Source organism: Bacillus halotolerans (assembly GCF_001517105.1).
Taxonomy (GTDB): domain Bacteria; phylum Bacillota; class Bacilli; order Bacillales; family Bacillaceae; genus Bacillus; species Bacillus halotolerans.
Window position 1 is genome coordinate 538,084 of record NZ_LPVF01000008.1, and the last position, 26,077, is coordinate 564,160.

Here is a 26,077-nt window from a genome sequence, read left to right on the forward strand (position 1 = left end):
TACGTGACTCGGTTAGGAGCGATAATCATGCTTCAGAATATGATTTCTAAAGACGATGTGCTGGCATCGGCTGAACAATTAAAAGAGCTTCTTCCTTACAGCGAGGAAAATGTTCAGCTGATCAAAAAAGCCCTTATTTTATATCGGCAGGATTCAGTCTATCGTTTACAAGCAGTGAGTCCGACGGAAGTTACGGCTTACGTGCAGGATGTTGTGCCTGTGCGGGTCACATTGAACTTATTTGTCATAGCCAAAAGCGGCTGTTCATGTCCGTCTGGGAGAATCTGCCGCCATAAGCTGGCTGTTTTTTTATATGTATATGCAATGTTTGAACGAGTGGGAACTTTTACAGAGCACTGGCTGGAGAGGGAAAAGCTCGAAGAAAGCAAAGAGCTCGTCCGGCGTCAGTTCCAAGAGAAGGTGCTGCCTAATGAAGAGTCGCTTTCAAGCTGGCTTGCTTTTTTCGATTCAGAGTTTTCTCTTTGGCAGGCACGCACGGCTGAAGGCAGCCAAAACATGCAGGGTCTCTATTACGGCTATCTGTCCGCTTTGAAAAAGCATGCGCCGAACAAGCCGGAGCTGAACAGCCTGTATCAGATTCATTCAGCGATCGCGGTGTGGCTTCGCATGTTTACATTGATTGAAGAAGGAAAACTGGACCCCGAGCATGATTTTTATTCACTCAATCCTTATGTCGAACAGCTGATGGACACGATCTACAGCTCAATTGATAAATTAAAAACGTACGCGCTGTCGTTTGCACTCGATCCCTTTCTGGAGAAAACGCCGGATGTCATTCGGGATCTCTTATTGAAGAAAGATATTTTTCAATATGAACGCATCCGCATTTTCGGTGAAGTTTGGAGCGCGCTGCTGCCGCGGCCGAAATGGGTGGCGCGTGAGCAAGAGATCCTGCAAAAAGAAGCCGGGCGGCGGTTTTCTCCTGAATTGCAATTCGGGCGTCTGCATTTAGAATTTTTGCAGAAACATGATGACGCGATTTTTGCGGAAACCGACCAATTTCCGCCGGAAGCGCTGCCGTATACGTTCCAATGGCTGAGTGAAATCACCGCGAAAAAGGATTGGAAACGGCTCAAAGCATGGTACCTCCGGATTGAATCGATTGCGATTGGTTATACGAAGCTGGATAAGCCGTTTAAAGAAATTCGCGACGTAATTGGCGAGCTGTTTCTTCTGCTGAACGCGTATGTGAAGCAAACCAATGACCAGGCGCTGTTTGAACGCTATGCGGCAGGCTGTCTGCCATATACTTTCACAGAATACAGCCATCATTTGTATGAGAAAAAGCGTTACGCCGAGTGGATCGAAATCCACAGCCTTGTTGGCTTTTCAATTTATGAAATAGATAAAACGATGCTCAAAGAAATCGCGGCGAGCGATCCCGAGGCCCTTATACCCGCTTACCACAGAGAAGTGGCCTTTTTTATCGACCAGAAAAACCGCAGCTCTTACAAGGAAGCGGCCCGGTATTTGAAAAAACTGCGGACGCTCTACAAAAAAGCGAAAAAACTGAAGGTATGGGAACGCTATATTCAGCAGCTGAGCTCACATTACAAGCGCCTGCGCGCCCTTCAAGAAGAACTGCAGAAAGGAAAGTTGATTGATGGCGAGTCTTAAAGAAATACTTATTCACGTCGAACAAATGGAAGACGGGTCATTCACGCTCTCAGCCTTTGATGAGAATGAGCAGCCCCTTCCCTACAGCCACATGAAAAAGCATTTGTTTCAATGGCACGAATCCTCATTTTACGGAACCTTCCTTGAGGATGTCAGCTTCATCGGGACAACCGCGGTTTTGCTTTCTCCATGGATGACTGTAGAGCTTCTCGGCAAAAACTCGTTCAACTCATTCAGCTCCGTGCAGCTCACAGAAGAAACGGAACCGCTGATTGAGGCAGCGTCCACCATTTACGAATTTATCGCGGACGGCGATTTCCTGCCTGACTACGAAGCATGGACAAACGGTGTTTTCCGCTGGAAGGATCGTGACAGCATACTGGATGGCTTTACTGCGGAATGGTTTTCAGCCGCGGTGCAGGATTATATTCAATATGACGACGAACTGCGGGAAAAATGGGAAAATATCAAAGAAAAATCACCTGCCGTCACAACATTTCGCGGACATTTTCTGGATGAAGAGGATTTTCTCGAAGGCATCGGCTGGGTTGACGATCAAACCCCGTTTACGGTCGGCCTCCGCTTGAATGAACCAGACTTTGACGGTGATGACTGGAAAATCGAAATGTTTTTACGCGATAAAAAGAGCGGCGCGGTTGTATTTTTTGACGGGCTGAAGAGCCTCAAAAAATCGTGGCAGGCCTACAGCGATAAAATCGCACGCGAGCAGGACCGCTTTCATCGAACGGTTCCGTGGCTGTCATTTGATTCCGGCACCACGTTGATTTCAGAGGAAGAAGCCTGGATTTTCCTGTCAGAGGCAAGTGAGACGCTTGTCGATATGGGTGTTGAAATCCTCCTGCCATCCTGGTGGCAGATTGTCAGAGACAGCAGCATGATGCTTAAAGCAAAGGTGTCTTCCGCCCCGCGCGGCGAGTCATTTGTCGGCATGAATGCGCTGCTTGATTTTAACTGGCGGTTTGCGACAAACGGCATTGAGCTGACAGAGGATGAATTTAACGAGCTTGTCGCGAGCAACAGGCGCCTCGTTAATATTCGCGGGCAATGGGTGAAAATAGATCCGCAGTTTATCAAACAGATGAAACGGCTGATGGAGAAAGCGGAATCAGAAGGGCTCCATATGTCTGATATTCTGGCACGAGAGCTGATGGATCAGCAGGAAGGCGGGCTTGAGGACTCGGACATCATGGATACATCCGCTTTTGCCGGTATTCAATTCGACCTGTCAAAACAGCTCAGATCACTGATTCGAAAGCTGACAACAGCGGAAAATCTGCCGGAGCATGAGGTCAGCCCCTCCTTTCAAGGCACGCTCCGCCCGTATCAGAAATACGGCATGAACTGGCTGCTGTTTCTGCGGCAAAGCGGTTTTGGCGCCTGTCTGGCCGATGACATGGGGCTTGGGAAAACCATTCAGATGATCGCATATTTTCTTCATGTGAAGGAAAGCGGACGGCAAAACACGCCGAATCTGATCATTGCGCCGACATCCGTCCTCGGTAACTGGCAGCGGGAGCTTCAAACCTTCGCGCCCAATCTGTCGGTCGCTCTCCATTACGGCCCGCGCCGTCCGAAGGGAGAAGACTTCTCCGGCTATTATGATAACGTGGATGTTGTCTTAACCTCCTACGGGCTGTCGCATGCCGATTCTGAAGAGCTTTCTTCGGTGACATGGAACACAATTTGTCTTGACGAAGCACAAAATATTAAAAACGCGCACACGAAGCAATCACGCGCAATCAGAAAGCTGAAGGGCATTCACCATATCGCGCTGAGCGGAACTCCGATGGAAAACCGCTTGACTGAGCTATGGTCGATTTTCGACTTCATGAATAAAGGCTACCTTGGCAGTCTGACCGGTTTCCATAAACGCTATGTATTGCCGATCGAAAAGGACCGGGACGAAAAAAGAATCGGACAGCTTCAGCAATTAATCCGGCCGTTTTTGCTGCGGCGGACAAAACGGGATGAGGACGTCGCATTAAACCTTCCCGACAAGCTGGAGCAAAAAGAATTTATTCCGCTGTCAGCCGAACAGGCGTCTCTCTATGAGCAGCTGGTGAAAGACACTTTTGAACATATGTCGTCACTGACAGGCATGCAGCGAAAAGCACTGATCCTCAGCATGCTCGGACGGCTTAAACAAATATGCGATCATCCCGCGCTTTATTTGAAGGAAGATCAAACCGAACTGCTGGCCGGACGTTCGGTCAAGCTTGAAAAATTGCTTGAGCTGATGACAGCGATCCGCGCCCAAAACGAAAGCTGTCTCATTTTCACGCAATATATTCAAATGGGGAACATGATGAAGCGATTGCTTGAAAAAACCTTCGGCGAACCTGTGCAGTTTTTGAACGGGAGTCTTTCTAAGCAAGACCGCGATTCACTCGTTGAGAAATTTCAGAAGAAAGAATACCCGACACTGATTCTTTCGCTGAAAGCGGGCGGCACCGGTCTCAATCTGACAGCCGCCAATCACGTCATTCATTATGACAGATGGTGGAATCCGGCTGTTGAAAACCAAGCCACTGACCGGGCATACCGCATCGGGCAGGAGCGGTTTGTCCACGTCCATAAAATGATTACAACAGGAACAATTGAAGAAAAAATTGATATGATGCTTGAAACGAAGCAAACGCTGAACGACCAAATTATCCAAAGCGAAAACTGGATTACCGAGCTGTCCACAGATGAACTCGAAGAATTATTCACATTAAGCGCCTCAGCGCAGGCACAATAACCACAAAAAAGCTGGCTCCTTAAAAGAGCCAGCTTTTTTCCGTTCATCGCCGTCACGCCGAATTTCACAGAATCCGTTACGCCGGTTATGTTCAGGATGCACTTTTTTTCAAAAGATAAACCTTACAGCAAGTGCCGAATCATATGGGCAACGCCATGTTCATCATTGGTCAGGGTTACAGCGTCGGCTATCGCTTTGATGTCCTCCCGCGCATTGCCCATCGCTACGCCTTTTCCGGCAGCCTCCAGCATGGATCTGTCATTTAAGCTGTCGCCCACGGCTGCTGTTTCCTTCATTGGGATGTTAAGCCGCTTTGCCAGCCTTTCCAGCGCCTGCCCCTTGGATGCCTTTTTGGAGGAAAGCTCAAAGTTATGATCAGCAGAGCTGACAAGTGTCAGACCTTTATCACCCTGGTATCTCTGCCAGCCGGCCTCCAGCTTTTCTTTGAAGAAAGAAAAGCCAAGAATGTTGTAAAAATCAATCTGTTTATCCTCCTCAAATAGCTCTTGAAACGTGTCGATATAAGCAAAGCCCGATTGACTGTATTGCACCTCGGCTGCCTGCATCAGAACAGAAAGGTCAGCCTCTGGATTCGCACTTTTGACCCGGTCAAGCTCAACATCTAGGAGCTGCCTGCCGTTTTGCGGTGTATAAATAGCTGAGTCTGTAAAAACCTCATAATAATAGTTTTCTGACTCAAGCCACGAGAGGATGTCATACGCCCGTTTTTTACCGATTGTTTCCGAATGATAAAGCCTGCCGTCAGGGTCGTGAATGACAGCGCCGTTCGCACTGATGACCCACGTTTTGATCCCGAGCGGTTCAAAAATTGACACGACATCAAAATAAGCGCGTCCCGTTGATACAACAACCTCAATCCCGTCCCGCTGCGCCTGCCGCAGAGCATTTTCATTTTCTGAGCTTACTTGATGCTTGCTGTTCAGCAAGGTTCCGTCTAAGTCGATCGCAATCAATTTCACGTTTATCAGCCCTTTCTTTCATCCTGCTCTGTCACGAGAAGTTCGACCCCATTAAGATCAAGCAAGTCGCAAAACGCCTGATCGGGCAGCCGGTCTGTGATCAAGAGATCAATTTCACTTAGCTCAGCGTACTGATAAAAACTGGTGCTTCCCAGCTTCGAATAATCCGCAAGGGCGATCACCTGCTTGGCCTGCTGAATCATTTTTCGCTTCACCAGCCCATCTTCTTCATGCGCGATCGTAATGCCGTGTTCCGAAATGCCGACAACACCGATCAGCGCTTTATCGACGTGATAGCTTGAAAGCTTTTCAATCACAGAGGCGCCGTACAAGAAACGGTGCTCCTTTTCAAGCTTGCCTCCGAGAAGATAGATCTCAATACCCTCTTTGTCTGAGAGCACTTCCGCGAGATTGATGGAGTTAGTGATAACCGTACAGTCGTCTGCATTCAAGTGCTTGGCGCACGCCTGAACAGTTGTAGACGCATCTAAAATAACCCGGTCGCCATTTTGAATCAGTGATGCGGCGAGTTTGCCAATCTTGTTTTTTTCCTCGGACACTGTTTTCAGCCGGCCGGAATACCCCTGAATTTTCTGGTGCACAGACGGCAGAATGGCGCCGCCTCTTGTGCGAATAATGGCATTCTGTTCCTCCAGCTTCACAAGATCCCGCCGTGCTGTATCTCTGGACACCTGAAGGAGCGTACAGATCTGCTCGGTTGTAATGCGGTTATGCTCCTTTAGATAATCCACAATCGCTACTAATCTTTCTTCTTGGTACACGCCCTCATTCCTTTTCATATGACGTTATCTTTAAGTAATTATAAGTTTTTGTATATCAACAATCAATATTATTAAGTGAAATTAAGTAAAAATGCATCATAAGAACCAATTTTCCCTATCTCAAACAGAAAGAAAAAACCAGTCTGGTCGACTGGTCAATTCTGAGGGGATGATGCGAAGAAAAGTAATCGTGAATGGGATTTAAAGCGGGAGGAACAGGGAGATGTCAATCGGCAGCTTTTTCCCGAGGTTTAGGGTCCATAAAACGAACAGTATCAGCCATCACTTCAGTTACGTACACTTTGACACCTTCCGCATTTTCATAGCTCCTTGTCTGAATACGTCCGCTTAGGCCGACGAGAGAGCCTTTTTGGCAATATAACGCCGTGTTTTCGGCCGTTTTTCTCCAAAGCGTGCAATTGACGTAATCCGCTTCAACTTCTCCTGAAGCATTTTTGAAGCTGCGGTTAACTGCAATCGTAATGTGTGTCACTGCCGCGCCTGCAGAAGTGTACCGAAGCTCAGGGTCTTTTGTTAAACGTCCGACAAGCATGACCTGATTGAACATTGCGATTCCTCCTCTCCTTGCGGTTACACGTATTGTAGACGATGCAACGAGAAAAGAAAAACGCTCAAAATCTCATTTCAGCCTCTGTTTTTATCTTTCGTTTTCATTTTTCCCTCAGCTAAAAACAGCTTTTGTTTTTTCCCTCTAAAGAAATATGTATTTTTTAAAAACCGGAAAAACAATTTAGATGTCAGCCAATGCTGCGTATTCATACAGACATAAGAAGAGCCGTCCCATGCAAACCACTGAAAGCTGAGTTTCTTTTCCGGGAGCGACAGCTGGATTTTGTACTGTTCCATCCCATCATAAGTTTCGTATAAAAAAATCATCCTCTCTTTCCTATATAGATGAACCTCAAAAATATCTTTACGGCTTAACATATAAGCTTCGTTCGTTTGAATCAAACGCTGATCCGCCGAAGTGCCGTCAATATAAATTTCCTTTAAATGAAATCGATTCATACACACCTCTCCGTAATCCATAGTCAGTTACAGTATAATGAAAAAATAGAAATTATTAAATGTTGTACCAGTACAAAATAAATTATCCTCAGCATTACAGCGTTTTCACGGAAAAATGAATATGTGTTATAATTCATTTTAAGAATTCTTTGTAAGTAAATGGGGTGAGATAAAAATGAAAACCTTTAAACTGGTTGACCTGAACGTGGAACGGGTGGACAAGGAAGAAAAGTCAATTGAACAGTTTCCCCTTATTGACGGACTGATTATCAATAAAGAAGACGGCGAAAATCACTGGCTGATTGAAGCGCTTGTTCCGAAGGAGCACTTGTCTTTTTTTGACCAGCTTCAAAAAAAACAAGCTGAAGTTAAAGTGTTTGTGACGATTACGAAAAAAAGCAACCGCCCCGCCCAGCTGACTGCAGCTGTGAAGAATATTGCTGAACTGGAAGAAAGCATCTCGGTTTTAATTTACGGACAAATGGTGACAAGAAAACAGCAAGGCACTGAAACCATTCTGGAATCTCTTGTAAAAGAGGGCTATACAGGAGCGCAGCTGATCGAGGCGTTTAAGCAGAAGATATAAAAGAGAGTGGAAATCACCCCCTCTCTTATTTTACATTTGCTGAGGTGACACGTATGAATAAGCGAAAAATTCAAGCGGTTGTTTTATCACTTATCGGCGCAGCTGTCCTTTTGACATCAAGTTTGCAAACACCTAGAGAAGCTGTTGCTGCCGAGAAGCGTCCCAATCTAAAGAAGATGAATGTAGATGAATTTTTCACTGATCACGACGGAACTTTTATCTTACGTGATCTGAAAAACGAAAAAACATTCGTCTACGGCGATCAACGCGCGACACAAAGATTTGCGCCGCAATCGACTTTTAAAGTCCCAAATGCGCTGATTGGATTACAAACAGGCGCCGTTAAAGATGAATATGACATCAAATACTGGGACGGTGTAAAACGTGAGCTCGACGTATGGAATCAGGATCACACGCTAGGATCTGCCATGAGATACTCCGTTGTTTGGTACTATCAAGCGATGGCCCGAGACATCGGAGAAGAGCGAATGAAGGAATGGATTGATAAAATAGCGTACGGCAATCAAGATATCAGCGGCGGTATTGACCAATTTTGGCTGAGCAGCACGCTAAAGATTTCTCCTCTGGAACAAACGGACTTTATGGAAGCCTTATACAAAGAAAAACTGCCATTTGATAAAAGCGTAATGAAGACAGTGAAGCGGATGATGATTCAGGAAGATGAGGATCATTATACGCTTTATGCAAAAACCGGTTCAGGCTCAGGCATCGGCTGGTATGCAGGCTTTGTCAAAACCGAAAACGGAGTGTACAGTTTCGTGACGAACATTGACGGCACCGGCACAGACGCGAAAAGCATGACAATGGACATTTTGAAGAAATATGTTCTGCCATAAAAAAGACCGCCGTCTCAGACGGCAGTCTTTTTTTATTCCGGTGACCTTGTTTGCTGCTTCAGCAGATCTCTGATTTCTTTCAGCAGCTCCTCTTGCGCATCTGCCGCTTCCGCCTCAGTCTCTTCTTCCGCTTCTTTCTTGCGCTTTAATTGATTCAAAGTCCGAATCACAATAAAAATAGAGAACGATATGATTAAGAAATTCACAATGGTTTGAATGAAGCTGCCGTATTTGACGACCGCATCACCGAATGTAAAGGACAGCCCCGAAAAATCAAGCCCGCCCAGAAGCAAGCCAACTAAAGGCATAATGATATCATTAACGAGCGATGTGACGATCTTACCGAACGCGCCCCCTATTACAACACCAATCGCAAGGTCAACAATGTTCCCGCGCATGGCAAAGGTCTTAAACTCTTTCCACATACAAATCACCTGCTTTTTTTGTTTTAAAAGAAAAAAAGACAAATGTGCCGCTGCCCATCTGTCTCTTTTCACTTACTCGCCGAGGGCAAAAGTCAGTTCAACTTCGCAAACCACTTCGCCGTCAACTTTGGCAACGCCTTTTCCGCGCCCGATTGTGCCTCTCGCACGAGTGATTTCCACCTCAAGGTGAAGCTGGTCACCAGGTTTCACTTGTTTTTTAAACCGGCAATTGTCAATGCCTGCAAAAAACGCCAATCTGCCGCGGTTTTCTTCTTTAATCAGCATCGCAACAGCCCCGACTTGAGCAAGCGCTTCTACAATTAATACGCCGGGCATCACCGGATACTGTGGAAAATGTCCGTTAAAGAACTCTTCATTAGCAGTTACATTTTTATAGCCTTTTGCCCGTTTGCCCTCTTCAACTTCCGTAATCCGGTCTACGAGCAAAAACGGATAGCGGTGAGGAATAATTTCTTTAATTTGCTGAGTATCAAGCATTCTCTTGACATCTCCTTCATCTGCGTTAGTATGTATAGCAATCATGTATGATCTAATCTGTACATTTGAAAAGTATATTATGAATGAACCTCTTTTTCAACCGGCGCCCAAAGTGTAACCAACTGTCAATGAGGACCGTCAAAAGTTGTGATATGATAATTATAGATTTTACCATTAGCAAAGAGGTAGGAAAATGATTTCGAAGTTTATTGAAAAAAGAATTCAAAAAATGTTAAACGAGTGGTATACCGCTATTGGCAAACGTAAAATGGATGACGCAGCAGCGCTTAAAGAGAAAATCGACCAGCACCTTCCGAAACTTAAAAAGAACACAAAACTTTGGATGCGTTATCAATTGTTCCTCGCACGCCATCAGCTCCTTTTTGAAAACCAGGACGGGCTGGATCCATTATTCCATGAATTATATGAACAGGAAGACAAAATGGATGATGAATTGAAATATTATCTGCATTTTTTCTCAGGATTATATGAAATGGTCAAAACCGCTCCGAAGCATGCGGTGAATGGTTTTAAAAAAGCTGAGCAGCACCTGCACGCGATTCAAAACGCATTTGAAGCCGCTGACTTTTATTATCAAACCGCCGGCGCCTATTACTTGATGAAATCACCGCCGCTTTCCATCCAATATGTTGAAAAAGCATTAAATATCTACTTGCATCAATTCGGCTATGTCAAAAAGGTGATCAGCTGCAAACTGCTCCTCGCTGTAAACTATATTGATCAAGAGCGCTATGATGAGGCTGAACAGCTTTTCAAAGAAATTATCAGGAAAACCCAGCAGGTAAATGACGATAATCTGCTGTGCCACGCTTATTATAATTTGGGCTTTTTAAAAGCAACCGAAAAGAAAGACCATGAAGCGCTTCTCTACTTTAAAAAGGTATTGAAGAATCATGAATTTGAAACCAATTCTCCAGTATCCTATCTGCACTGCGTGTATGAATCCGTCAGGGCTCTTTTTAAAACAGAAAAGATCTCAGAAGGAAAAGCGGTTTTGCAAAAAGGGAAAGAATTATCTGAAAAGGTAAACATTCAAACAATTCAATTGAAACTAAAAACACTTGAAGCGCTCTATACGTCTGCTGAAGATCCTTATGATACCTTGCTTGAATATGTGCTTGAACTAGAAAAAATCGAAGCTTGGGTGGATTTAGAGGTGCTTTTGGAGGACATCACGGAATACTACAAAAAAAAGGACGATTTCGAAAAAGCCGCCTTTTTTATTATGCGCGGCTGATTGAAAACGCCTATCTCTCTATTATCTGACAGAATTAATCAAACCGAGCATCTGATCACCCATTGTGATCGTTCTGCTGTTCAGCTGATAAGAACGCTGAGACGCAATCAAATCTGTCATTTGCTTAGAAATATCCACATTAGACATCTCAAGCGCACCCTGCTGCATGCCGATGGTTTGTCTGTTTGCGCCATTCAGCTCTTCAAAGGCTGCTGCATTATCAATGGAGAAAAAATTATTCCCTTCGGATTTCAGCTCTTGAGGATTGTTCACTTGGACAACCCCGAGATTAAACCGCTGCACCGTATTCCCGTTAGATGCGGTTAAGGTCCCGTTTTCATTGATCGTGATTTTTTTCATTGAGCTGTCTATGTTTACTGCATTGCCGTTTTCATCAAGCACGGGATGACCGTTGCCTGTCACGAGCTGAAGCTGGTTGGCATTATCAGCGGAAGGCGAAAAATAAAGCGCTCCGTCCCTCGTATACTGGCGATTGCCATTCACGTTCACCTGGAGGTATTGGTAAGGAGACGTAAAAGCGATATCCAGATCGCGCTCCGTCTTCTTAATGCTTCCTTGATCGGATACGAGCCGTGAATTCATCATCGCTCCGACGCCAAGGCGCAAGCCGGGCGGCGTTTTTCGGGATTGTGCCACTTCTTCATTTTTTTCATCAACCTGATCGAATTGCTGTCTGACGAGCTCAGAGAAATTCGTATCCTTAGCCTTATAGCCGGTTGTGTTGCTGTTGGAAAGGTTGCTGCTGATTGTGTCAATCTGCTGCTGCAGCTGGTTTAAGGTTGTTGATGCCGTTAGCATTGACCTGAGCATAGTTGATGTCCCCCGTTTTTTCTTCCGTTATCTTATATTTTTCCGATCTCATTGGCTGCTTTGTCCATACTTTTGTCATACGCTTGAATGACCTTCTGGTTTGCTTCAAACGATCTGTACGCTTCAGTCATTTCTGTATAGGCGCTCGTTACATCAACATTCGAAAGCTCAGAAACGCCTTGTTTTAATGAATAGGATACTTGGTTATTGCCAGCCGCACTCGGCAGGTCATTTCCGTCAGCCGTGCTGTACAAATCATTGCCATCTTTTTTTAGATTTCTGACGTCCTCTGCCATTCTGACATCAATCTGTCCGGCTGTCCGTCCGTTCGCAGTAACAGTACCGTTTTCAGACACAGTGAAATTTTCATTATCGACCGTAATCGGCTGTCCTGTCGTTGATAAAATGGTATTTCCGTTGATTGTCAGCTGATTGTTCTCATTTAAAGAAAACGTGCTGCTTTTGGAATAACGGACCCCATTCGCCGTTTGAACCGGATAAAAAAGGGCCGCATTTTCATTTGTTTCTGCATTTACCGGAACTTGATTTTCAATCAATGTGATGTCTGTAGGCTGATCCGTCGACTTAAGGCTTCCCTGTGTGAAAAGAGGCTTAAGCTCCTGCATATATACACCGGTATTAACGGAACCGATTTCTGTTTTCGATGTGCCGGCCGGAGATTTTGCTTCAATTCTGCTGAGAAGCATCTCAGGGAACGCGCGCATCGAGCCTTGTTCTGCTTTATATCCGGATGTATTTGCGTTTGCGATATTATTTGAAAGCATTTCCGTTCTGCGCTGCTGGGCAATCATTGCGGAAGTTGCGGTATATAATCCTTTTAACAAGTTTTCCACCTCTAAAATGGCATTTTTTCCAGTTGTCATGTAGGAACATTCGTTCTATAATACAAATAAGTATTTTATCCTATTATCGGCATTTCCCATCAATTCGTGAAGAGTTTTCATAAAAAAACCCCATTCTTTTTCAGAATGAGGTTTGAGTGATCAGCTTAGTTTGCGTTTAGGAAGCTTGTCCATATTATCAAGCATAACACCTGTGCCGACCGCCACACAATCCATTGGATTTTCAGCGACAAGCACCGGAACCTTCAGCTCTTCAGCGAGCAGCTGGTCGAGGCCGTTTAAGAGCGCGCCTCCGCCGGTAATGATAACGCCGCGGTCAATGATATCAGCGGACAGTTCAGGCGGTGTTCTTTCAAGCACTTGTTTCGCTGCCTGCACAATAACAGCTACAGATTCACGAAGGGCTTCTTCTACTTCTTTGCTGTTTACTGTAATTGTTCTTGGAAGACCGGAAACCATGTCCCGTCCGCGAATGGAAATTTCTTCGTGACGTGCGTCTGGGAAAACTGTTGCGACTTTAATCTTAATATCTTCCGCAGTACGTTCGCCGATCAGCAGCTTGTACTCGCGTTTGATGTAATTTAAGATTTCCATGTCAAACTTGTCCCCAGCCATTTTAATAGAAGAGGAGGTGACAATATCGCCCATTGAGATGACTGCGATATCCGTCGTCCCGCCTCCGATGTCTACAACCATGTTACCGCTCGGCTGGAATATTTCCATACCCGCGCCAATAGCGGCAACTTTCGGTTCTTCTTCAAGGTACACATGTTTACCGCCGCTTTTTTCAGCTGCTTCTTTGATTGCTTTTTGCTCAACTGATGTAATATTCGTCGGGCAGCAAATAAGCATGCGCGGTTTTGAGAACAGGCCTTTTACGTTCAGCTTGTTAATAAAATGTTTCAGCATTGCTTCTGTTACTTCAAAGTCAGCAATAACTCCGTCTTTCAGCGGGCGAATCGCAACAATATTCCCAGGTGTACGTCCAACCATTCGTCTTGCCTCTTCGCCAACCGCCAGCACTTTGCCGCTGTTTTTATCAAGTGCAACTACGGAAGGTTCATTCAGAACAATTCCTTTACCTTTAACATGGATCAGTACATTTGCAGTACCGAGGTCAATACCAATATCCCTTGCAAACATCTATTTATATCCTCCTTGAAAATCTGTTTCACAGTAAATATCCACATTGTGCCCTAATTATATATATTATCATAAAATATAGAAAAAAAGTTGGAAGCACATTAAGTTCTTTACAAATTTTTGCGGATGATCTGCAAACGATTTCCGGAAGACAATGCAGTTGATTTGTCCTGAGTGATTATGGCTGGCGAACGGGCTCTCCTTCAAGAATTTCATCCTTTTTATACTTGAGTTTTGTTGCTTCTCCTCCTCTTAAATGCCTGATGGATTTATGATAATCGAGTATTTCTTTCACTTCGTTTGCCAAGTCAGGATTGATTTCAGGCAGACGCTCTGTTAAATCCTTGTGTACTGTACTTTTGGAAACACCAAATTCCTTCGCAATGACACGAACGGTTTTCTTTGTCTCCACGATGTACTTTCCTATCTTGATTGTTCGCTCTTTGATGTAATCGTGCACACCACTCGACCTCCCTAAAATGGATGTGAGAAGTGTGAAATGAGATCCGTATTCTGTAAAGAGTCATTCATTATGCAGCTTCTTTGTTGTATGGTTTTAAAAGTAAGTTTGTGAAATATGCCCACGATCCCTCACCTCAAACACTCTCTTTGTTAGGTTTGTAACAGTGTATTAGCATTCTTGCGGGAATATGCTAAAAACTCAATAAGGACAAGGGGTGAAACGAACTTTTCGACTTCGGCTAATTATTTCGCGTCACTAAATTTATATCTTTACATCCTTTCATCGCTCCTGTAAAATGAAAAAAGCAATTAGTTACTTAGGTAAGTTTTTTTAGAAGGAGACCGAAATGACCTACGTCAACAGACACCTCATTCATCAAATCAACCAAAGCGCCCGCCTGATTGCCAAAAAAGCCAATGAACAGCTGGAGCCATTCGGCCTTTACTCATCTCAATGGTCAATTTTATATTGTTTGCGTACGATCGGACCAATGACTCAAAAGGAGATTTGGTCCTATTTAAATGTGGAAGCGCCAACGGTGACCCGGACGATCAAACGCCTTGAAGAAAACGGCTGGGTACAGAGACGGCAAGGTGAAGACAAACGGGAAAAACTCGTTGTCCTCACAAAAGAAGCAGAGAAAAAATACGAAGAAATCAATGTGAAAATGCTGAAATTCGAGGAAGAACTGCTTGCAGATTTCCGTGATGAAGATAAAGAAGCGTTTTCTCATTTATTTCGTTTGTTTTTACAACAATGAATTAAGGAAGTGACATACATTTGAAAAAGTCTGAACCGATTTGGACCAAAGATTTTATTATGGTCGTTCTCGTGAACTTGTTTGTTTTTGTGTTCTTTTATACATTTTTGACCGTTCTGCCTATCTATATGATGCAGGAGCTGGGAGGTACTGAATCTCAGGGAGGGCTGTTGATCAGTCTGTTCCTGTTATCCGCCATTTTCACACGTCCTTTTTCAGGAGCTATTATAGAACGGTTTGGGAAAAAGAGAATGGCGATTGTATCGATGGCGATTTTTGCCCTTTCGTCTTTTCTTTACCTGCCAATTCATAACTTCTATCTGCTGCTTGGATTGCGGTTCTTCCAAGGAATCTGGTTCAGTATTTTAACCACTGTAACCGGCGCGATCGCAGCTGATATCATTCCGGTTAAACGCCGAGGCGAAGGGCTTGGATACTTCGCCATGTCTATGAACCTCGCAATGGCTATCGGTCCGTTTCTCGGATTGAGCCTGGTGAAAATTGTGCCTTTCTCTGTCTTCTTTACAATTTTTGCGGTGTTTATGATTGTCGGGCTGTTTGTTACATTACTCATTAAAGTGCCAAACAGCATCAGCAGCGGAACGACTGTATTCCGCTTCTCTCTGTCGGATATGTTTGAAAAAGGCGCGCTTAAGATTGCGATTGTAGGATTGTTTATATCATTCTGTTATTCAACAGTTACGGCATTTTTGTCCGTTTTTGCTAAGTCTATTGATCTATTAAATGTCAGCGGCTACTTCTTTGTATGCTTTGCAGTTACGATGATGGTCGCGCGTCCGTTTACAGGCAAACTGTTCGACAAAGTCGGACCGGGGATTGTGATTTACCCTTCAATCCTGATTTTCTCTGTCGGACTTTGCATGCTTGCCTTTACGCACAGCAGCTGGATGCTGTTATTATCCGGAGCGGTGATCGGGCTCGGATACGGCTCAATCGTGCCGTGCATGCAAACGCTGGCGATACAAAATTCACCGGCACACCGTTCAGGATTTGCGACAGCGACGTTCTTTACGTTCTTTGACAGCGGAATTGCCGCTGGATCGTATGTGTTCGGATTATTCGTTGCTTCCGCAGGCTTCTCATCTATTTACTTATCAGCGGGTCTATTTGTTCTGATTTCTCTTCTCCTCTATGCATGGAGCCAGAAAAAAACGGCTGTAGCCGAACCTGAAGGAAAAGTGTCGATTGCAGAATAGCTTGTCAGACTGCCGGAGTTTGCCGGCAGTCTTTTTTTGCATAAAAAAACGGCATTCTGCTCCGTTGAACGGAATAGAATGCCGCTTCTTTCATGATTCATTCAATAATCGGACGCGCAGGTGAATCCGGATCTAATGTAAAATCAAAAGACTCTTCGTCACGATACATCGGATCTGCATAAATAGAGCCGACATCATTTTTCGTTGCTTTTTGATAGGATGAAAACGAGTCGTATTCAGTCTTTTTCCACATCCATAAGCCGTCCTTACCTGCTTCCTTATGGTAAACGTTATGATTGACTGTATTTCCTTCATTGGTTTTCCAATCGTTGGCAATAAACAGCCTTGAATCACTTGCCGTCATGATGTTCTTTTCTATTACGTTGTTTTTTGTATCGTGCTGCAGCAATAGCTGTCCGCCATACAGCTCTTTTGTATCGTTGCGGAAAATAATGTTGTGAGCAATCACAGAACCGGTGGTGCCGCCACGCTCTTTGTCATATCCGCCGATTGAAATACCCGTGTACGCATTCTGGTACACTTTGTTGTCGGTAATCTTTATATCCTCAGCATATTTTCCTTTGTGCTCAGAGGTTGCTTCAATACCGATATCGTTTCTGTAAACCGTGTTTTTCCTTATGTCAATATTGCGTCCTCCGTCGACATATATTCCGCCGGCTGAGTACTCATCTCCATAAGCGGGATTTCCGAAAGTTGAATGATGATAGACAGTATTGTTTTCTACGACGCCGTTTCGAACATAATCGTTTTGATCTGCCGTTCCTTCATATCCGATAAGATCGATGCCAATATTGTTATTATCACGGACCAGATTGCCTGCAACCGTAAAGCCGTCAATGTTTCCGTTCAGTACAACCGCTTCACTCGCTCCGAGTGTCAGCTTTTCAACGGTATTATCCGTAATCTTAATGTCTTTCATGCTTCCCGTCCCATAAACCGCAATTCCGTGTGCATTGCCCTCATCCGCCGTTGTTTTTATATTCCGAACATGATTATCCTTAATCGTGATATGGCTGCTGGACCCAGTCACATAAATTCCCATGGCGGTTGCTTCTTCAGATGAAACAGAGAGATTCTCAATCGTTAAACCGCTGATTGTGATGTAATGTTTATTGTCTATGCGGATTAACGGCGTTTCATATTCTGCGCTCGTCATCGATTTCCCGGTAATGACTGCTTTCTCGTCCTGATAGTTTCGAAACGTGATAGGCTTCCCGTCCGCGCCGCTATGCTTCACATCAAGCGGTTCATCATACGTGCCTTCCCGGATGATTACAGTTGTTCCGGCAACAGCTTCCTTAGCGGCATGCGCCAGTGTACGAAATGGCTTTGTTTTCGTCCCTTCATTTTGATCATTGCCGTCAGGAGAAACATATAAGCAGTTCACTGAGTCTTGTTCATTTGCTGCCGTCTTATCATAGGTTAAAGCGATAATAACAGCAGTTAAAACGGCTGCCGCAGAAATAAAAAATGATATTTTCATATTGGATTCTCATTTCTATTTAGAATGGATTTTCTTATATCATTATAAGTTATCCATTTATGGAAAACCATCTCAAATTCATTTTACCTGCTTAAAGCTCTTATTCAGCTCGACGCACCTGCCCAGAATCATACTTTCCAATAACCGATGATACCGGCGGGTGAATCCGCATCAGAGCAATATAGACAAGAAATGATGTCAGCACACCTACAAACCATGAGATGTCATATAAGCCTTTTAATGCGGGGACATACATTCCGATTAATGAGATCAGTGCGCCTAAAAGCGTAGCTGCGAATGCCCGGTAGTTATACCCTTTAAAATACACATACCGTCCGGTTTCGGAATAAAGGTCATCAACCGAAAGCTCCCGCTTGCGAATAATAAAGTAATCAGCCATCATGACGCCCGCCACCGGACCGAGCATGCCGCCGATTAAACCGAGAAACGCATAAACACTGGTTGCGCTCTCCATGAGCTTCCACGGAACCGTAAATAAAGCGAGCAGGGCTGTAATAAAGCTGCCTCGTTTAAAATTAATATATTTCGGTAACGCATTCGCAATATCATAGGCCGGAGACACAATGTTTGCTGCGACATTAACTGATATGGTGGCAATACAGAGCGTAATCACAGATAATACGATGACATAAGGATTATCAAACCTCGCCAAAATATCAACCACGTCCCAAATCGGCTCGCCGAAAGCAACCTGCGAACCGGAGGTCACCGTAATACTGGCAAATGCAAATAATGCGAAGGTTCCCGGCAAGCCGTAAAACTGGCCTTTAATCTGCTCTTTTTGCGTTTCAGCAAACCGTGTAAAATCAGGTATGTTTAAAATTAACGTCGCCCAAATGCCGATAATGCCGGTGACCCCGGCAGCAAACGGCCAAAATGTTTCTGAAAACGTATGAAATTTTCCAGGCTGCGAATAGATGGGCCCGAGTCCTCCGGCTATATCGACCGCCCACCATACCATGCCGCCAAACACCACATATACTAAAGGACCTGCCCATACCTCGAAACGCTTAATCGATTCCATGCCGTGGTGCAATACGAGTAAATGCACAGCCCAAAAGAATACGAAAGAGAGGAAACCAGACAAGTGAATGCCTAGAATATTCCACTCCCCGCCAATCTCTCCCCAGCCGGGCCACATATTTAACAGCAAAATGTTCAGCGCCGTGCTTCCGGCAAAGGTTTGAATGCCAAGCCACATAATGGCTGTAAAAGCCCTCAGAAGCGCCGGAATGTTTGCGCCGTAAATTCCATATGAAGCCCGGATAATCACAGGAAACGGCAGACCGTATTTTGTCCCTGCATGCCCGTTTAAGGCGAGTGCGCCAAACAAAATAAGCGAGGCCGTAATAATGATCGCCATCACCTGCCACGGTGAAAGCCCGATTGCAATTAATCCGCCCACTGTCGCGTAGGTCGGTATATTATGTATGCACCCCATCCAGATCGAGGCAAAGTTCATTGCTTTCCAAGTGCGTTTTTCCTGCCCTAAAGGCAGCAGATCCTCATTGCTCAGCCTGTTTGATTGCTGCTGACTCTCTTTTAACTCCATAGCCGGCTCCCCTTTCAGCATTGTCTATCTTCCGTTATATGTATTGTTTTCTAACATCATATGTTACGTAATATAACTGAAAAATCAGACAAATACATTAGCTATGATACACAATCCTTTTATTCATTTTTGAGCATCCTAAACAAGAAAAAGAGACAGACTCGCATATCTGTCTCTTTTCTCATGATCTTGTTTTCATTAAGGCGGTGAATCTCAAAGCCATGAAAAGACTCAATGCGCCTACAGCAATAAGGATCATTCCCATGATATCAAAATGAGCCGCTGTTATCTCTTTACCGAACAGAAGGCCCAGAATCACGGAGGATAAAATCGAGCCGAGGTAACGGCACGTTTGGAACAGGCCCGAGGTCGTTCCCACCATGTCTGAAGGGCTCGTTTTCAGCATCGCCGCCTGAAGCGCCACGTTTCCAAGTCCGTAACCGATGCCGAGCAGCGACAGGATCAAGCCTTTCCCGATGACAGGAACGCTGATAAAAAAGACCGTTAAGAGTACAGCGCCAGCCGTCATCAGAAGCGCCCCCGCCAAAATCGGCTTGATGACTCCCGATCGGTCAATCCACTTGCCTGTAATGGGCGATACAGCGATGCTCATTCCTGACATGAACAGCATAAACAGACCGCTCGTTTGGACAGAAAGATGCATTTCATCCTGAAAATAACTCGGCAGGCCGAAAAATAAACAGTAGAAGAATACATTGAGTAAAATAAACTGAACGTATACCGCTGACAGGCTTCGCTGCGTTTTAAACAAACGGACATCAATAAACGGCTTCTCCGTTTTCAGCTCACGCCAGACAAATGCGACAAGCAGAATGACACCAATCACACCTTCTGACGCATGCGGGGATGTGCTGAATGAAAGCAAAAAGGACAAAAGCAAAATGATCCCGCCGGCAAACAAAAGGATTCCCGGAACATCAAGCTGCCGGATAACCGCTCTGATCCCCACCCCTTTTTTCTGATCCTTCGGGAACATGTACATCCCCAATAGGAAGCTGAGCATAATAAACGGCAGATTGACGATAAAAATCGCCGGCCAGCCGCCCCACACAATCAAAAAGCCGCCGACTGTAGGCCCCAGCGCCGTCATTGCAGACGCAAATATAGACAGCACCGCCAAGGCTGAAGCCTGACGCTCATGTATGTGACTTCGTATCAGCCCGACCCCCGACGGATAAATCGCACTGCTCCCCACCGATTGAAACAGCCGCATGACCAATAATGTCATAAAGGTTGGCGCAAACGGCGCCCCGATGGCAGAAACCGCCACAAGAATAAGCCCGAATAAAAACAAACTTTTGCGCCCAATCAAATCGCCAAGCTTTCCCGTCACGGGCTGGGCCACAGCACTCGCCAAATAGAACGAGGAGATCAGCCAGGAAACCGTTGTAAACGACAGGCGAAACTCATGCTGGATGCTGTGGAGCGCCAGAGAAATCATAGACGAGTTCAGCGGATTCAGCATCGTTCCTGAAGCTACCGCCGTTAAAAAGACAGCACGGCTCTTTTTTGATATTTTCATTTCACTTGAGATAAAAATTCTTCTGTTGTCCGCGATTTACCGATTCTCGGAAAAATAAAGCGCAGTGTGGCTTCATGTTCTTCCTCACTGAACGTGGACATCGCGTCGGTAATAAAAATCTGCTGATAGCCAAGCTGAAAGGCCTCGCGAGCCGTACTTTCCACCCCGATGTTCGTCGCGATGCCGCACAATACAATCGTGTCAATGCCGCGGCGTCTCAGCTGTAAATCTAAATCCGTGCCGAAGAATGCACCCCACTGCCGTTTTGTTACAGTGTAATCTCCGTCCTGCACACCGATTTCCGGAACAAATTCCGCCCAATCCGCCGGCATTTCACCTGAACCTCCCTGCGCCTGTTCATCCGTTTCCGGCTTTAGCACATCCGCTCCGTCATGGAAGGCTACATTCACAAAGCTGATAAAGCCGTTATGTTTCCGGAATTCATCAATAAGTTTTTTCGCATTCGGGACAACCTGTCCGCTTTTATCTATTGGCACGATTCCTTTTTGCAGATCAATGATAACCAATGCTGTGTTTTGAAAATCAATGTTAAGTGTGTTCATTTGCGCTTCCTCCTGATGCTGTTAGTGTTTCTCACATTCCATATTTTACTCTTCAACTTCACATGAATTCTTGCATGACGCTTGTGAAATTCTCAGAAGAAGCGCTTATCTCACGATTTTTCTTTTATATAAAAATAAAAGGTGGTGCACACAAACATACCGGCAAGCACCGCGATCATAAAAGTTGTCATAGCTTCGTCACCTGCCTGCCGTTAATCGGCTGCTGATTAAACATGCCCATGAATTTGCGGCGGTCAATCCAAAGCAGAATCAAACACATGATCATTAATATCGTACTGAGATCCTGCACGCCAATATCAAAACAATAGTTAATCATGACGACGTTCACAATAATCGGCATAAATACAACCGCGCCTAACGCAGATGTTCTTGGAATCAACAGCAAAACCGCAGCAATGATTTCTCCAAAGCCTATAAATACTTCATAGACATGGGAATAACCGAAAAATGTCCACGCAATTGTAAATCCCTTTCCCGCTGCAGCTGCAATTTCAGGTGTTACTTCCCCAAACTGCCCTATGACCACTTTCACCAGGCCGTACACAAAAAAATTAAAGGCCAAAAACAATCGGAATGTCGCCGGAATGGACTTTCTTAACGCTCTCAGCAGCCTGCTGCCTTTATTCATATCGCACCCTCCTCAGTGTATTATATTAACTAGTACACTTAATACACTATATATAATTCTATTTATTGTCAATTCCCTTTTTTCTCATAAAAACAGAATTATTTTATAGACATAAAGTCTTGTATGGCACATATCGTTTTTCTTTCTTCGCCCGCATCCATAACACACACTGAAAAAACATGTTAGGAAATCTCACATGAAAATGTTTTATCATTCTTTTTTCTCTATAATGAAGAAATATAATAATTGCTTTTATTCTGAAAGATACGGAGGAATGAGACATGCAAATGGGCGATACAGTATTTATGTTCTTTTGCGCTTTACTCGTGTGGCTGATGACCCCGGGGTTAGCGTTATTTTATGGAGGAATGGTAAAAAGCAAAAATGTGCTGAGTACAGCAATGCACAGTTTCTCCTCCATTGCCATCGTTTCCATCGTTTGGGTGCTGTTCGGATATACACTTGCCTTCGCACCAGGCAATTCAATCATTGGAGGACTGGAGTGGGCAGGTCTGAAGGGGGTCGGATTTGATCCGGGTGATTACAGCGACACGATTCCCCATTCATTATTTATGATGTTTCAAATGACGTTCGCGGTTCTGACAACCGCCATCATTTCCGGGGCTTTCGCAGAACGGATGCGATTCGGCGCTTTTCTTTTATTCTCGGTTTTATGGGCTTCATTGGTTTACACACCGGTTGCTCACTGGGTATGGGGCGGCGGCTGGATCGGCCAGCTTGGCGCACTTGATTTCGCGGGCGGAAACGTTGTTCATATTTCTTCCGGGGTGGCCGGCCTTGTTCTGGCTATCGTGCTCGGCAAACGGAAAGACGGCACAGCGTCTTCTCCGCATAACCTCATTTACACCTTCTTAGGAGGCGCCCTGATTTGGTTCGGCTGGTTCGGTTTTAACGTCGGCAGCGCCCTGACATTAAACGATGTCGCCATGTACGCCTTTATTAATACAAACACGGCAGCCGCAGCGGGGATTGCCGGCTGGATATTGGTTGAATGGATCATCAATAAAAAACCGACGATGCTCGGCGCGGTATCCGGAGCAATCGCAGGGCTTGTGGCCATCACGCCGGCGGCCGGGTTTGTCACACCATTTTCTTCTATTATCATTGGCATCATCGGCGGAGCGGTTTGCTTCTGGGGGGTCTTCTCGCTTAAACAGAAATTCGGGTATGATGACGCGCTTGACGCCTTTGGCCTGCACGGCATCGGCGGCACATGGGGCGGCATCGCGACAGGATTGTTCGCAACGACTTCAGTCAACTCCGCTGGTGCAGACGGTTTGTTCTACGGGGATGCAAGTTTAATCTGGAAACAAATCGTAGCGATCGCTGCCACTTATGTTTTTGTATTTATTGTCACTTTCGTTATTATTAAAATAGTAGGCCTCTTCCTTCCCCTTCGCGCAACCGAAGAAGAAGAATCCCTTGGGCTTGACTTAACAATGCACGGGGAAAAAGCATATCAAGATTCTATGTGAGGAGTGACGTTATGAGCGGTCAAATGTTCAAGGTAGAAATTGTAACGCGTCCGGCAAATTTTGAAAAGCTGAAGCAGGAACTCGGAAAAATCGGAGTCACCTCTCTGACCTTCTCCAATGTTCACGGCTGCGGGCTTCAAAAAGCACATACGGAGCTTTATCGAGGGGTAAAAATAGAAAGCAATGTATATGAACGTTTAAAAATCGAAATCGTGGTCAGCAAGGTTCCTGTTGATCAAGTAACTGAGACCGCTAAGAGGGTTCTGAAAACGGGATCACCGGGTGACGGTAAAATCTTTGTCTATGAAATCGGCAATACGATTAATATCCGCACCGGCGAAGAAGGACCTGAAGCGCTGTAATATCGTTATGAGATTCGGACACTCCGGATCTCTTTTTTTCGCGCGGGAAAAAACCCCCAGAAACCGTGATGCCCATTCGAATCCTCTTCAAGCGCCATGATTTCAGACAATCTATTTTTATTTGAAACTTTTTCTGAGTAAGATGAGTCTACTTAATATAAAAATGTAAAAGGTGATTATTTGAATTACGAAATATTTAAAGCTATCCATGGATTATCTCATCACAATTCTGTTCTCGATTCCATTATGGTTTTCATAACGGAATACGCGATCGTTGCCTATGCGCTTATCTTATTGGTGATGTGGCTGTTCGGGAACACACAAAGCAGAAAGAACGTGCTTTACGCAGGAATTACGGGAATTGCGGGTCTTGTGATCAATTACTTGATTACACAAGTTTATGTTGAACCGCGCCCTTTCGTTGCTCACACGGTTCATACGCTGATCCCGCACGATGCGGATGCTTCTTTTCCGAGTGACCACACAACGGGAGCGCTAGCCATTTCGATCGCAATGCTTTTCAGAAACCGTAAAATCGGCTGGCCGCTCGTCATCTTCGGGCTTTTGACCGGTTTTTCACGAATTTGGGTAGGACATCACTATCCGATAGATGTGTTGGGTAGCCTTGTTGTTGCGATCATTATCGGGTTCCTGTTCTTTAGATTTTCAGATCTTCTTCGCCCGTTCGTTGATTTCATCGTTCGAATCTATGAAGCGATTATCAACAAGATTACGAAAAAACCAACCGATCAAAATTTCTAAGCAAAAAAGCCGGCCTCTGAATGCAGAGCGCCGGCTTTAATATTTTTCATACATCTCATGTTTTTTCCGCTTTGCGATAACAAATAATCCAAGAAACAGGGCAATCCCAACACTGTCAATGAGCACATCCCGGATGCAGCCGTTTCTGCTGAAGAAAAGCTGAATGATTTCCGTAAAAACGGCGAACACGAATGCTCCGGCCGAGGCCCATTTTATACGGCTCCATTGCTTCCAGAGCAAATATGTCAGCACGAAAAAAGAAAACGCGTGCCCGATTTTTTGAATCACAGCTTCAGGTGTGGTCAGCTGAGTAAAATCCATGTCTAAAAATTGGTTTAGATCAGGATGCGGATGAAAGTGAAATGCCACTGTCTGCGACACCACCATATCACTGAAGCTTTCTGTACAGACAGAGAGTAAAATGAAGAAGATCCAGCCTGCGAGTAATAAACGATGCATAAAAACAGCCTCCTTTCCAGCGGCATCTTGTACATGTAAATACATAGACGGCACAGTGAAACAAAAAGTAACAAAAAAAACGCCTATCACACCGATAGACGTTTTCTTCATTAGGACTGTTCAGTGCCTTCTGTTGTGCTGCTTTCTTTGGAACCTGATTTGTCAGTTGAATCATCCGTTTTGTCCTCGGATTTTTCGTCAGTTCCTTTTTCAGTCGAACCATCCTTTTTTTCTGATGATTGCTGAATGGATTCTTCTGTTTCCTCAGTTGCAGCTTTTTCTTCTGCAGCTGCCGCTTTTTCAATAGAAGAAACCGGCTTGTCCATAAAGTTCAGTGGGTTCATAGCAACTCCGTCTTTACGGATTTCAAAGTGTACGTGGTTGCCGCTTTCTTCGCTGTAAAGGTTCTTGCCAGACTTTCCGATGACCTGGTTTTGCTTCACCTTATCGCCTTGCTCAACACCTGCTTCAGAAAGTGATTGATACACAGTAGATAACCCATCAGCATGTTCGATTTCCACAACATATCCCAGCACTGGATCTTTTTCAGCTTTCACAACCGTACCGCTTAGAGAAGCAGAAACATCGAAATCTTTTCCGTCTTTCTCAGCTAAGTCAATTCCTTTGCTTAGGCTGTACGTGTTATTATAGGTAACGAGTGCTGCTTCTTTTTCTTCTTTTGCGGCATCAGTTTCATAGAACTTTTTCACAACAGAAACGTTTTCAGAATCAACAACCGGCATTGCGACATTTTCCATAGACTTTCCTACTTCAACTGCATCGTCGTTGTTGTCATACGCGGAGCTTCCGCCGTTATCAGCTAACTGATCCTTTACCTCATCATTTGATACAGATTGATACCAAAGGACAGCTGTTAAAATGACGGCCGCACTGACTAAGTAAATTGCAGGGAACACCCAGCGTTTACGAAAAAACTGCTGAAGTTTTTTGACTTGAGAAGTTTTCTTTTCTTCCTCTCTCATTGTTTATCACCTCAGCAACATTCTGAACACTTTTCTGAAAATATATACACCGATATAAAAAACTTTTTTAGATATAGTTTGTGCAGGCTGAT

Annotated in this window: 28 protein-coding genes; 10 read left to right on the plus strand and 18 right to left on the minus strand. The window is 44.7% G+C overall.

Annotated elements, in window-relative coordinates; translation table 11 throughout:
- Positions 1–27: 27 nt before the first annotated feature.
- A complete protein-coding gene (locus tag AU387_RS05185) occupies positions 28–1,638 on the plus strand; it encodes an SWIM zinc finger family protein (protein ID WP_059335113.1) in 1,611 nt (536 codons plus the stop codon).
- On the plus strand, positions 1,625–4,399 hold the full coding sequence (locus AU387_RS05190; protein ID WP_059335114.1) for a DEAD/DEAH box helicase: 2,775 nt from the start codon (positions 1,625–1,627) through the stop codon (positions 4,397–4,399). The genes AU387_RS05185 and AU387_RS05190 overlap by 14 nt, the downstream gene beginning before the upstream one ends.
- A 122-nt stretch (positions 4,400–4,521) precedes the next feature.
- On the opposite strand, the gene AU387_RS05195 is transcribed toward AU387_RS05190, so the two are convergent.
- The 4 genes from AU387_RS05195 to AU387_RS05210 all read right to left on the minus strand — a co-directional run bounded on the left by AU387_RS05195 (position 4,522) and on the right by AU387_RS05210 (position 7,190).
- Positions 4,522–5,379, minus strand: coding sequence for a Cof-type HAD-IIB family hydrolase (locus AU387_RS05195; protein WP_059292380.1), 858 nt, complete (start codon positions 5,377–5,379; stop codon positions 4,522–4,524).
- 5 nt (positions 5,380–5,384) lie between these two features.
- Positions 5,385–6,161, minus strand: coding sequence for a transcriptional regulator GlcR (gene glcR, locus AU387_RS05200; RefSeq protein WP_044160375.1), 777 nt, complete (start codon positions 6,159–6,161; stop codon positions 5,385–5,387).
- Positions 6,162–6,387: 226 nt separating this feature from the next.
- Positions 6,388–6,729 carry a single-stranded DNA-binding protein SsbB gene (gene ssbB, locus AU387_RS05205; RefSeq protein WP_044159651.1) on the minus strand — a complete coding sequence of 114 codons (342 nt, stop codon included), beginning with the start codon at positions 6,727–6,729 and terminating at the stop codon, positions 6,388–6,390.
- Between the two features lie 77 nt (positions 6,730–6,806).
- Complete coding sequence (locus tag AU387_RS05210) at positions 6,807–7,190, minus strand: hypothetical protein (RefSeq protein ID WP_059335115.1); 384 nt, start codon at positions 7,188–7,190, stop codon at positions 6,807–6,809.
- 175 nt (positions 7,191–7,365) lie between these two features.
- Here AU387_RS05210 and AU387_RS05215 point away from each other — a divergent pair, with 175 nt between their 5' ends.
- The gene (locus AU387_RS05215) at positions 7,366–7,776 is read left to right on the plus strand and encodes a YwpF-like family protein (RefSeq protein ID WP_059335116.1); all 411 of its coding nucleotides are present in this window, start codon (positions 7,366–7,368) and stop codon (positions 7,774–7,776) included.
- Between the two features lie 53 nt (positions 7,777–7,829).
- Positions 7,830–8,633: a class D beta-lactamase gene (gene blaOXA, locus AU387_RS05220; RefSeq protein ID WP_059335117.1), complete on the plus strand. Its 804-nt coding sequence runs from the start codon at positions 7,830–7,832 to the stop codon at positions 8,631–8,633.
- Between the two features lie 32 nt (positions 8,634–8,665).
- Here blaOXA and mscL read toward each other — a convergent pair whose 3' ends face one another.
- Both mscL and fabZ read right to left on the minus strand, forming a co-directional pair.
- The gene (mscL, locus tag AU387_RS05225) at positions 8,666–9,058 is read right to left on the minus strand and encodes a large conductance mechanosensitive channel protein MscL (RefSeq protein WP_044159658.1); all 393 of its coding nucleotides are present in this window, start codon (positions 9,056–9,058) and stop codon (positions 8,666–8,668) included.
- A 72-nt stretch (positions 9,059–9,130) separates the two neighbouring features.
- Positions 9,131–9,556, minus strand: coding sequence for a 3-hydroxyacyl-ACP dehydratase FabZ (gene fabZ, locus AU387_RS05230; RefSeq protein ID WP_024123116.1), 426 nt, complete (start codon positions 9,554–9,556; stop codon positions 9,131–9,133).
- A 193-nt stretch (positions 9,557–9,749) separates the two neighbouring features.
- Between fabZ and rapD the strand changes: the two genes are divergently transcribed.
- Positions 9,750–10,814: an aspartate phosphatase RapD gene (rapD, locus tag AU387_RS05235; protein ID WP_044159660.1), complete on the plus strand. Its 1,065-nt coding sequence runs from the start codon at positions 9,750–9,752 to the stop codon at positions 10,812–10,814.
- 21 nt (positions 10,815–10,835) lie between these two features.
- Here rapD and flhP read toward each other — a convergent pair whose 3' ends face one another.
- From flhP to AU387_RS21030, 5 genes are all read right to left on the minus strand, one after another.
- Complete coding sequence (flhP, locus tag AU387_RS05240) at positions 10,836–11,645, minus strand: flagellar hook-basal body complex protein FlhP (RefSeq protein WP_059335119.1); 810 nt, start codon at positions 11,643–11,645, stop codon at positions 10,836–10,838.
- 32 nt (positions 11,646–11,677) lie between these two features.
- A complete protein-coding gene (gene flhO, locus AU387_RS05245; RefSeq protein ID WP_024123119.1) occupies positions 11,678–12,490 on the minus strand; it encodes a flagellar hook-basal body complex protein FlhO in 813 nt (270 codons plus the stop codon).
- A 159-nt stretch (positions 12,491–12,649) separates the two neighbouring features.
- Positions 12,650–13,651: a cell shape-determining protein Mbl gene (mbl, locus tag AU387_RS05250; RefSeq protein WP_010332179.1), complete on the minus strand. Its 1,002-nt coding sequence runs from the start codon at positions 13,649–13,651 to the stop codon at positions 12,650–12,652.
- A gap of 178 nt (positions 13,652–13,829) precedes the next feature.
- On the minus strand, positions 13,830–14,111 hold the full coding sequence (gene spoIIID / locus AU387_RS05255) for a sporulation transcriptional regulator SpoIIID (protein WP_010332180.1): 282 nt from the start codon (positions 14,109–14,111) through the stop codon (positions 13,830–13,832).
- Positions 14,112–14,125: 14 nt separating this feature from the next.
- Positions 14,126–14,236, minus strand: coding sequence for a protein usd (locus AU387_RS21030; protein ID WP_082687840.1), 111 nt, complete (start codon positions 14,234–14,236; stop codon positions 14,126–14,128).
- A gap of 224 nt (positions 14,237–14,460) precedes the next feature.
- Between AU387_RS21030 and AU387_RS05260 the strand changes: the two genes are divergently transcribed.
- Both AU387_RS05260 and AU387_RS05265 read left to right on the plus strand, forming a co-directional pair.
- Positions 14,461–14,874: a MarR family winged helix-turn-helix transcriptional regulator gene (locus AU387_RS05260; RefSeq protein WP_044159667.1), complete on the plus strand. Its 414-nt coding sequence runs from the start codon at positions 14,461–14,463 to the stop codon at positions 14,872–14,874.
- Between the two features lie 20 nt (positions 14,875–14,894).
- A complete protein-coding gene (locus AU387_RS05265) occupies positions 14,895–16,091 on the plus strand; it encodes an MFS transporter (RefSeq protein WP_059335120.1) in 1,197 nt (398 codons plus the stop codon).
- Between the two features lie 97 nt (positions 16,092–16,188).
- On the opposite strand, the gene AU387_RS05270 is transcribed toward AU387_RS05265, so the two are convergent.
- From AU387_RS05270 to AU387_RS05290, 5 genes are all read right to left on the minus strand, one after another.
- Positions 16,189–17,595, minus strand: coding sequence for a right-handed parallel beta-helix repeat-containing protein (locus AU387_RS05270; RefSeq protein ID WP_059335121.1), 1,407 nt, complete (start codon positions 17,593–17,595; stop codon positions 16,189–16,191).
- 100 nt (positions 17,596–17,695) lie between these two features.
- On the minus strand, positions 17,696–19,168 hold the full coding sequence (gene pucI / locus AU387_RS05275; protein ID WP_044160377.1) for an allantoin permease: 1,473 nt from the start codon (positions 19,166–19,168) through the stop codon (positions 17,696–17,698).
- Between the two features lie 181 nt (positions 19,169–19,349).
- Positions 19,350–20,711, minus strand: coding sequence for an MFS transporter (locus tag AU387_RS05280; RefSeq protein WP_059335122.1), 1,362 nt, complete (start codon positions 20,709–20,711; stop codon positions 19,350–19,352).
- Positions 20,708–21,274: an isochorismatase family protein gene (locus AU387_RS05285; RefSeq protein ID WP_059292371.1), complete on the minus strand. Its 567-nt coding sequence runs from the start codon at positions 21,272–21,274 to the stop codon at positions 20,708–20,710. Before AU387_RS05285 ends, AU387_RS05280 begins: the two co-directional genes overlap by 4 nt.
- Before the next feature lie 187 nt (positions 21,275–21,461).
- Positions 21,462–21,923, minus strand: a complete 462-nt coding sequence (locus AU387_RS05290) for a hypothetical protein (protein WP_059335123.1) — start codon at positions 21,921–21,923, stop codon at positions 21,462–21,464.
- Between the two features lie 281 nt (positions 21,924–22,204).
- Between AU387_RS05290 and amtB the strand changes: the two genes are divergently transcribed.
- From amtB to bcrC, 3 genes are all read left to right on the plus strand, one after another.
- Positions 22,205–23,419, plus strand: coding sequence for an ammonium transporter AmtB (gene amtB, locus AU387_RS05295; RefSeq protein ID WP_059335124.1), 1,215 nt, complete (start codon positions 22,205–22,207; stop codon positions 23,417–23,419).
- Between the two features lie 11 nt (positions 23,420–23,430).
- Positions 23,431–23,781, plus strand: coding sequence for a P-II family nitrogen regulator (locus AU387_RS05300; RefSeq protein WP_010332189.1), 351 nt, complete (start codon positions 23,431–23,433; stop codon positions 23,779–23,781).
- Between the two features lie 180 nt (positions 23,782–23,961).
- On the plus strand, positions 23,962–24,543 hold the full coding sequence (bcrC, locus tag AU387_RS05305) for an undecaprenyl-diphosphate phosphatase BcrC (RefSeq protein WP_044159681.1): 582 nt from the start codon (positions 23,962–23,964) through the stop codon (positions 24,541–24,543).
- 36 nt (positions 24,544–24,579) lie between these two features.
- On the opposite strand, the gene AU387_RS05310 is transcribed toward bcrC, so the two are convergent.
- Both AU387_RS05310 and spoIIQ read right to left on the minus strand, forming a co-directional pair.
- Positions 24,580–25,002, minus strand: coding sequence for a VanZ family protein (locus AU387_RS05310; RefSeq protein ID WP_059335369.1), 423 nt, complete (start codon positions 25,000–25,002; stop codon positions 24,580–24,582).
- A 110-nt stretch (positions 25,003–25,112) separates the two neighbouring features.
- Positions 25,113–25,985 (minus strand): stage II sporulation protein SpoIIQ, encoded by an 873-nt coding sequence (spoIIQ, locus tag AU387_RS05315; RefSeq protein WP_044159685.1) that lies wholly within the window; start codon positions 25,983–25,985, stop codon positions 25,113–25,115.
- Between the last annotated feature and the right edge of the window lie 92 nt (positions 25,986–26,077).

Coding starts and splice junctions, on each gene's coding strand:
- AU387_RS05185 (WP_059335113.1), top strand. CDS start 28: ATGCTTCAGAATATGATTTCTAAAGACGATGTGCTGGCATCGGCTGAA.
- AU387_RS05190 (WP_059335114.1), top strand. CDS start 1,625: ATGGCGAGTCTTAAAGAAATACTTATTCACGTCGAACAAATGGAAGAC.
- ssbB (WP_044159651.1), bottom strand. CDS start 6,729: ATGTTCAATCAGGTCATGCTTGTCGGACGTTTAACAAAAGACCCTGAG.
- AU387_RS05210 (WP_059335115.1), bottom strand. CDS start 7,190: ATGAATCGATTTCATTTAAAGGAAATTTATATTGACGGCACTTCGGCG.
- AU387_RS05215 (WP_059335116.1), top strand. CDS start 7,366: ATGAAAACCTTTAAACTGGTTGACCTGAACGTGGAACGGGTGGACAAG.
- blaOXA (WP_059335117.1), top strand. CDS start 7,830: ATGAATAAGCGAAAAATTCAAGCGGTTGTTTTATCACTTATCGGCGCA.
- mscL (WP_044159658.1), bottom strand. CDS start 9,058: ATGTGGAAAGAGTTTAAGACCTTTGCCATGCGCGGGAACATTGTTGAC.
- fabZ (WP_024123116.1), bottom strand. CDS start 9,556: ATGCTTGATACTCAGCAAATTAAAGAAATTATTCCTCACCGCTATCCG.
- rapD (WP_044159660.1), top strand. CDS start 9,750: ATGATTTCGAAGTTTATTGAAAAAAGAATTCAAAAAATGTTAAACGAG.
- flhP (WP_059335119.1), bottom strand. CDS start 11,645: ATGCTCAGGTCAATGCTAACGGCATCAACAACCTTAAACCAGCTGCAG.
- mbl (WP_010332179.1), bottom strand. CDS start 13,651: ATGTTTGCAAGGGATATTGGTATTGACCTCGGTACTGCAAATGTACTG.
- AU387_RS05260 (WP_044159667.1), top strand. CDS start 14,461: ATGACCTACGTCAACAGACACCTCATTCATCAAATCAACCAAAGCGCC.
- AU387_RS05270 (WP_059335121.1), bottom strand. CDS start 17,595: ATGAAAATATCATTTTTTATTTCTGCGGCAGCCGTTTTAACTGCTGTT.
- pucI (WP_044160377.1), bottom strand. CDS start 19,168: ATGGAGTTAAAAGAGAGTCAGCAGCAATCAAACAGGCTGAGCAATGAG.
- AU387_RS05280 (WP_059335122.1), bottom strand. CDS start 20,711: ATGAAAATATCAAAAAAGAGCCGTGCTGTCTTTTTAACGGCGGTAGCT.
- AU387_RS05285 (WP_059292371.1), bottom strand. CDS start 21,274: ATGAACACACTTAACATTGATTTTCAAAACACAGCATTGGTTATCATT.
- AU387_RS05290 (WP_059335123.1), bottom strand. CDS start 21,923: ATGAATAAAGGCAGCAGGCTGCTGAGAGCGTTAAGAAAGTCCATTCCG.
- amtB (WP_059335124.1), top strand. CDS start 22,205: ATGCAAATGGGCGATACAGTATTTATGTTCTTTTGCGCTTTACTCGTG.
- AU387_RS05300 (WP_010332189.1), top strand. CDS start 23,431: ATGAGCGGTCAAATGTTCAAGGTAGAAATTGTAACGCGTCCGGCAAAT.
- AU387_RS05310 (WP_059335369.1), bottom strand. CDS start 25,002: ATGCATCGTTTATTACTCGCAGGCTGGATCTTCTTCATTTTACTCTCT.
- spoIIQ (WP_044159685.1), bottom strand. CDS start 25,985: ATGAGAGAGGAAGAAAAGAAAACTTCTCAAGTCAAAAAACTTCAGCAG.